The sequence below is a fragment of the Streptomyces albipurpureus genome (assembly GCF_023701525.1).
Classification (GTDB): Bacteria; Actinomycetota; Actinomycetes; order Streptomycetales; family Streptomycetaceae; genus Streptomyces; species Streptomyces albipurpureus.
Window position 1 is genome coordinate 183,740 of record NZ_JAMQAW010000007.1, and the last position, 6,410, is coordinate 190,149.

Genomic DNA, 6,410 nt, shown 5'->3' on the forward strand with positions numbered 1-6,410 from the left:
TCGATTGTCAGTGGTGGGTGAGACGGTAGGAGCATCGAATCACCAAGAGGGGGAGCTGGAATGTCCGCAATCCAGAACTACATCAATCACGTTGCTCTTGTGCTGGATGCCAGTTCGTCAATGTCTCACCTGAGCCGCAAGGTCGTGGAGGTCGCCGACCAGCAGATCGCCTATCTCGCGCGCCGGTCACGGGAGTTGGACCAGGAGACCCGCGTCACGGTGTACGTCTTCGCCGACAAGGTGGAGTGCGTGATCTACGACAAGGACGTGCTGCGGATGCCGTCGCTGAAGCAGTTGTATCGGGTGGGTGGAATGACAGCTCTGCTGGCGGCCGCACTGCAGTCCCAGCGGGAGCTGGCGCAGACGGCTCAACTGTACGGCGACCACAGCTTCCTGACGTTCGTGCTGACCGACGGGCAGGAGAACGCGAGTCATCGCTGCCCGAATGCCCCTGCTGGGGGCCCGCGTGAACTGGCGGAGGCTGTCGGCGAGATGGTCGAGACGCAGGAGGACAACTGGACGCTGGCCGTCCTTGTGCCTGACCAGATGGGCAAGCGCGAGGCCATGCAGTGGGGTTTCCCGAAGGACAACATCGCCATCTGGGACGCCACGAGCACACAGGGTCTGGAGGAGGCCGGACAGGTCATCCGGCAGGCCACCGAGAAGTTCATGGTGGGCCGTAGTCAGGGCATCCGGGGATCGCGGGCGGTGTTCTCCTCGGGTGCTGAAGCGGTCAACAAGGACACCCTCAAGGCAGCCGGCCTCACCCCGGTGGATGCCTCGGAGTACGAGCTCATCACGGTGGCCCGTGACGCGGCGATCCGGGATTGGGTCGTCGAATGCGGGCACACCTACCGTACCGGTGGTGCGTTCTACCAGCTGAGTAAGTCGGAGAAGGTCCAGGCTCGGAAGCAGATCGCGGTGCTGGAGAAGAAGACGGACCGTGTGTACACGGGGCCTGAGGCCCGAGCCCTGCTCGGCCTGCCGGACGCGGAGGTTCGCGTCAAGCCGGACCACAACGAGGACTTCACGATCTTCGTGCAGAGCACCAGCGTGAACCGGAAGCTTGTACCGAACACGCGGCTGCTGCTGATGCTCTGAGGCCTGGCAAACCCCGACGGATCGCCAAGGCCCCGTCGTCCCGGCACCCCACCGGCAACAGAGCAGCCGTGCGGGCGAACGAACCTCGACTCCCGCCAACCTACGCTGACCAACGCCTCCCCCGCACCGGGGAGACGTCCGCGACCGCGGGTCCGTCCTGTGATGGGGCCTGCCTCCCCAGGCCTGACCCGCCGAGCCCTCGAATCAACCACCGCCAGTGAGGCCGATCTTCGGAGGGGCGATGAGCTCGGCGGAGCGGCCGGTGTTCCAGGGCAAGATCCAGGGGGCCTCGGAGGTTCTGTCGCGGGTCACAGCCCGCTGGGCACTGTCTGCCGGGGCGCGCCGGGCGGGTGGGGAGTAGCTGGGTTCTCAGGCGGCCTGGGATCACAGCGGGGTTGTGGACAGCGATGGTCAGCCGGTGGAGTCCTGGGCCATTTCTCCGCGTGGCCTATGCCCCGGCGGCGGCCACTGCGCGCAACCCGTACCGGGCGGTCTGCGGCAGCGGCTCGGTCCAGGGGGATGGCGAAACCCGCCGCCGATCCTCACGGTGCGGGATCCAGCGGAATCCGGGGTGGGGCGAGACGTCACCGCCCCCGGATGCCTCATCGTCTACTCCTTCGCCCAAGGCGCCCCGCGCATCACCATCGTGTGGATCCAGCCCCCCGCCCTCATCCAGTGCGCTCCCCCGGTACCCGACTGGGCCCCGGGACGAGGTCCCCGAACCCCGGAAGAGGGACAGCTCGGGGAATTGGGCCCGGCAGGGTACCGGGATCGGCAGGATGGGGGCATGGAGCAAAAAGATCTTGGTCCGCGCGAAGTGTGGCCCATGGTGGTGCAACTGCCAGTCGGGATGGTGGAGGCTGCCGTGGAAGCCGACGCGAGCGACGCGGCGGCGCGTTTTGACGATCTCGCATTACGCGGCCCGCGGTTCGGCGTGGCCGCGCAAGCCCCCGGAGAGGGGTACCGGTGGCAGGTGGTGGTCGCGGTGACGGCCGGGTACCCGCAGGAGGCGCGCGACAGCCTGAACTCACTGTTGTGGTCCCGTGCGAAGGACGAAGCCAAGGACAGGGAGGAACGGCGCTCGCTGCTGGCTGCGGTCGCCCGGCTGGAGAGTGAACGTGTGGACGACCTCACAGCGGCCGGGAGCCGTTACCGGATCATCCGGGCCGAGGAGTACGCCGTCACCAGCGCCGACGGCATGGAACCGCCGCGCCCGACCGATCCCGAACCCCTCGTATGCGACTGGACCGACGGCCCGGAGCCAGAGGTCGACAGCGGTCTGGTTCTGGATCCTGGCGCGCCGGTCACTCCGACTCAGGCCGCGGAGCGGCTGGCACTGCGCGACCTTTGCTACGCCGGCGACCGGTTCCCCGACGCGGTGAAAGAGGATGCCCGCCGGGCACTGGAGACCCACCCGAACATCCTGCTGCTGCCCGCAACGTTCACCTTGGTGGAGCGGACCAGGACCGGGTGGCGGCCGCTCAGCGGCCCGCATGTCACCGCGCACACGGCCCGGAAATCGCTGGACTTCTCCCTGACCTGGTATTTGCCACGGAGGCAGGGCTTGCTCCCCGCCGACGCGGATTCACCACTCGGTGTACGCGCTGTGGAGGTCGAAGAGGACGGCGACGCGTCGGTCCCCGAGCTGGCCCCGTATGTCGAGGCGGCCCGAGAACTCCGGGCTGGCCGGGTCAACCAGCTGGAGTTCCAGGGCACCCTGTACGAGATCGCCCGTACCCGCCGCCTACTGCGCTGGGGGCCCGACGGCCCCGAAGGGCCACGGCCGACCGACGTCAACAGCCATGATCCGGACCGTATCCATCCACCACTCAGCGAGGACGGCGCCATCCTCCCCGAGGACTGACTGCGCACGCTCGGCTCATCCCCACCCGGTCGGGCCGGAATCCGTCCCGTCGGCCACCCCGGGGAGTGATCCGCCTCACACGCTGTCACAGCGATCGACCAGGCGGTGTCTTGTGTCCGAACCCCTTGAATCGGAGGAGACACCATGGCTGAGAGCACCGATGTGGTTGTGATCGGCGGCGGATACGCCGGCGTCATGGCGGCCAATCGACTGACGCAGCGCGAGGACGTGACGGTGACGCTGATCAACCCGCGCGCGACCTTCGTCCATCGGATCCGTCTGCACCAACTGGTGGTCGGATCCCACGGCGCGGTCGTCGACTACCGAGAGGTACTGGGCGAACGCGTCCGGCTGGTGGTCGACACCGTGGTACGGATCGACGCGGCCGGGCGCAGCGTGACGTTGGCAGCCGGCGGCACGGTCGGCTATGACTACCTGGTTTACGCGGTGGGAAGTGGCAGCGCCGACCCGGGTGTGCCCGGGGCGGCCGAGTTTGCCTACCCGATTGCCACCTTCGAGGAGGCGGGGCGGCTGCGGCCGGTCCTGGACGCCGCGCCCGCGACGGCCGCGGTGACAGTTGTCGGAGCTGGTCCGACCGGCATCGAGATCGCCGCCGAACTGGCGGAGGCAGGCCGCGTCGTGACGCTGGTCTGCGGAGGGGCGCTCGGCCCGTACCTGCACCCTCGGGGGCGACGCTCGGTCGCCGGGCGGCTGGCCAAGCTCGGTGTGACCGTGCTCCAAGGCCCCGATATGAAGGTGACGGCTGTGACCCGCGATGCCGTGCGGCTCGCTGACGGCCGCGAGCTCCCGAGTACGGTGACCGTTTGGACCGCCGGATTCGGCGTGCCGGACCTTGCCGTGCGCAGCGGGCTGAGCACGGACGCCTTGGGCCGTCTGCTCACTGACGAGACCCTGACCAGCGTGGACGACGTGGGCATCGTTGCGGCCGGGGACTCGGCCGCGCCGTCAGGTGTGCCGCTGCGAATGAGCTGCCAGGCAGCGATGCCTCTGGGCGCGCGGGCCGCCGACACGGTGCTCAGCCGTATCGCGGGTGAGCGGCCCGCGACCCTCAATCAGTCGTTCGGCGCCCAGTGCATCAGCCTGGGCCGAGGCGCCGGCATCTTTCAGTTCGCCAACAGGTCCGATGTCGCGGTGTGGTTCAACATCGACGGCCACCTGGGCGCAAGGCTCAAGGAGTTGGTGTGCATGGGCATCCCCAAGCACCTGGCCAACGAGGCGGGCAAGCCCGGTTCGTACAGCTTGCACCGCATGTCGGGAGCTGCCAGAGGCCAGCTGCTGCTACAGGGCGAGCGCGGCGAGAGGCCGGCCGCCGCTGAACGGTCAGCCTAGCCAGGCGTTCGTGGTCGGTCCGGCCACAACGGATGCGGAGCGCATGCCGTGCGGCAAAGCCTTCACCGGGGGCGCCGCCGCACTCGCGTGCTCATCAGCGGCCCTGTGAGTAGCAGTTCGTCGTCAATCGGTGTGTCACAGCTGTGCGCCGGGCGGTTTCCCCCTTTCGAGCACACCGAGCAGGTGGGTCAGGATCGAACGGCTGCCATCGAAAAGGATCTTCCTATGGATTCAGGTCTGAAGACCTTCGGCAACGAGGGCCGGCCGCGCGGGATTGAGGCCGGGATATGAGCGACCACACCGCTGACCCCGCGACCGGGACGTTCGTCGCCCACCGCAACCTCCTCTTCACCATCGCATACGAAATACTCGGATCGGCTGCCGACGCCGAAGACGTCCTTCAGGAATCCTGGTTGCGATGGATCAAGGTCGACCTGGAGCAAGTGCGTGACCACCGCGCCTACCTGGTCCGGGTCACGACCCGGCAGGCCCTCAACCGGCTGCGCACCCTGACGCGCCGAAAGGAGACCTACATCGGGCCCTGGCTGCCCGAGCCGATGCTCACAGCGCCGGACATGGCCGAGGACGTGGAGCTCGCCGAGAGTGTGTCGATGGCGATGATGCTCGTCCTGGAGACGCTGTCGCCAACGGAGCGCGCCGTGTTCGTGCTGCGCGAGGCTTTCGCTGTCGGCTACGAGGAGATCGCGGCCACCGTCGGCAAGAGCCCCGCGGCCGTCCGCCAGATCGCGTACCGCGCCCGCCAGCACGTCGACGCCCGGCGCACTCGCAAGGTGGTCTCCCCGAGTGAGACCCGGGCGGCGCTGGAGTCGTTCCAGCGGGCGCTCGAAACCGGGGACCTTCAGGGCCTCCTCGATGTACTCGCCCCCGAGGTCGTCTATATGGGCGACGGCGGCGGCGTGAAGCACGCTGCGCTGCGCCCGATCATCGGCGCCGACAAGGTGGCCCGCCTCGTCGTCGGCGGAACTATCAAGTGCGGAATGGTGCTCACCTTCAACCCGACCATGGTCAACGGCAACCCGGCATTCCTCGTACACCTGGACGGCGAGATCGACGGCATCATGGCGATCCGGGTCGAAGACACCCGCATCACGGGCCTCTACTTCGTCCGCAACCCGGAGAAGCTGTCCCGCATCCACTCCGAGACCCCGCTCACACTGCGATGAAACCAAGACGCCGGACCACCTGGAGCTCAGGTGCAGCGGTGGATAGGACGGCTCACCTCGTGTGTCACAACATCGCCTGCCAGAACACGCCGTGTTCGCCCTGCTGTACGGTCTTGCGCCCGGTCAGCTTGAGCAGCGGGGCCGGGCGCGGTGGCTTGGCCAGCAGTCGGTCGACGTGGTGGCGTTCGAGTCCTTGCTGCCCGTCGATGGACAGCAGGCGGTCGCACCGTACGAGCGTTACCCCGCTGACCAGCAGCAAAGACCCCGCAACCATCGCCCTGACCACTGACACCCACACCCACACCGACGGCGCCACCGAACACACCGACACAAGAGAACGCGTCCAGGCCGCTTCACGGCACCGAGGGCGCGCTCTCAGGGGCAGTGCTTCAGCTGGTCAGATGAAGGTGCCCGAGTCCGGCGGGCGAGGGAGCCTGGACAGTCGATTGACCGGTGAAGAGTTGTCATGGCTGCCGTGCGGTACGGGTGCACAGCCACCGAGACGAACAGGCCTACCCCGAGACCTTGTTGTGAGCGTTGCTTCGTTCCGGGGTGATCGGGCGCTTGAGCTACCCACGGCGTGTGCCGGGGTGGGGCGTCAATCCGGCACCGTGGAGTTCCTCTTGTGAGTTACGGCGTTTTTGGACTTCCGGGACCGGCATAGACCGCCTTCCGTCGGTGCGCCCCAGGACAAGAGGTCGCCAAACGTCGATTTCTGGATCATTTAAGCGGTCAATCACCCTACTGCTCCGATCGGGTGTCCCGGATGCTCGCCGCGTACCGAGCATCGCATCCGAACGAAAGGGGCCGAGGATGGCTGACTGGAAGAACATCTCTGGTGGACTCACCACGATCTCGGTGGGGTCGCGGACGCACGTATGGGGGATCAACTCGTCGGGTCAGATCTACCG

6 protein-coding genes are annotated in these 6,410 nt (G+C 67.6%); 5 read left to right on the forward strand and 1 reads right to left on the reverse strand.

What is annotated here, in order from left to right:
• Window positions 1–60 precede the first annotated feature (60 nt).
• The 4 genes from NBG84_RS07920 (at window position 61) to NBG84_RS07935 (ending at window position 5,499) form a co-directional block, all read left to right on the forward strand.
• On the forward strand, window positions 61–1,101 hold the full coding sequence (locus NBG84_RS07920) for a vWA domain-containing protein (RefSeq protein ID WP_250918577.1): 1,041 nt from the start codon (window positions 61–63) through the stop codon (window positions 1,099–1,101).
• A 787-nt stretch (window positions 1,102–1,888) separates the two neighbouring features.
• The gene (locus NBG84_RS07925; RefSeq protein ID WP_250918578.1) at window positions 1,889–2,965 is read left to right on the forward strand and encodes a DUF5954 family protein; all 1,077 of its coding nucleotides are present in this window, start codon (window positions 1,889–1,891) and stop codon (window positions 2,963–2,965) included.
• Between the two features lie 144 nt (window positions 2,966–3,109).
• Window positions 3,110–4,315: an NAD(P)/FAD-dependent oxidoreductase gene (locus NBG84_RS07930; protein ID WP_250918579.1), complete on the forward strand. Its 1,206-nt coding sequence runs from the start codon at window positions 3,110–3,112 to the stop codon at window positions 4,313–4,315.
• Between the two features lie 287 nt (window positions 4,316–4,602).
• Window positions 4,603–5,499 carry an RNA polymerase sigma-70 factor gene (locus NBG84_RS07935; protein ID WP_250918580.1) on the forward strand — a complete coding sequence of 299 codons (897 nt, stop codon included), beginning with the start codon at window positions 4,603–4,605 and terminating at the stop codon, window positions 5,497–5,499.
• A 64-nt stretch (window positions 5,500–5,563) separates the two neighbouring features.
• Here NBG84_RS07935 and NBG84_RS07940 read toward each other — a convergent pair whose 3' ends face one another.
• On the reverse strand, window positions 5,564–5,773 hold the full coding sequence (locus tag NBG84_RS07940; RefSeq protein WP_250918581.1) for a hypothetical protein: 210 nt from the start codon (window positions 5,771–5,773) through the stop codon (window positions 5,564–5,566).
• Window positions 5,774–6,312: 539 nt separating this feature from the next.
• Here NBG84_RS07940 and NBG84_RS07945 point away from each other — a divergent pair.
• On the forward strand, window positions 6,313–6,410 hold a 98-nt coding region (locus tag NBG84_RS07945), incomplete at its 3' end, for a tectonin domain-containing protein (protein ID WP_308312036.1).

What these genes read in the sequence shown, in the direction of transcription:
- NBG84_RS07920 (WP_250918577.1), top strand. Translation starts at nt 61, where the DNA reads ATGTCCGCAATCCAGAACTACATCAATCACGTTGCTCTTGTGCTGGAT.
- NBG84_RS07925 (WP_250918578.1), top strand. Translation starts at nt 1,889, where the DNA reads ATGGAGCAAAAAGATCTTGGTCCGCGCGAAGTGTGGCCCATGGTGGTG.
- NBG84_RS07930 (WP_250918579.1), top strand. Translation starts at nt 3,110, where the DNA reads ATGGCTGAGAGCACCGATGTGGTTGTGATCGGCGGCGGATACGCCGGC.
- NBG84_RS07935 (WP_250918580.1), top strand. Translation starts at nt 4,603, where the DNA reads ATGAGCGACCACACCGCTGACCCCGCGACCGGGACGTTCGTCGCCCAC.
- NBG84_RS07940 (WP_250918581.1), bottom strand. Translation starts at nt 5,773, where the DNA reads ATGGTTGCGGGGTCTTTGCTGCTGGTCAGCGGGGTAACGCTCGTACGG.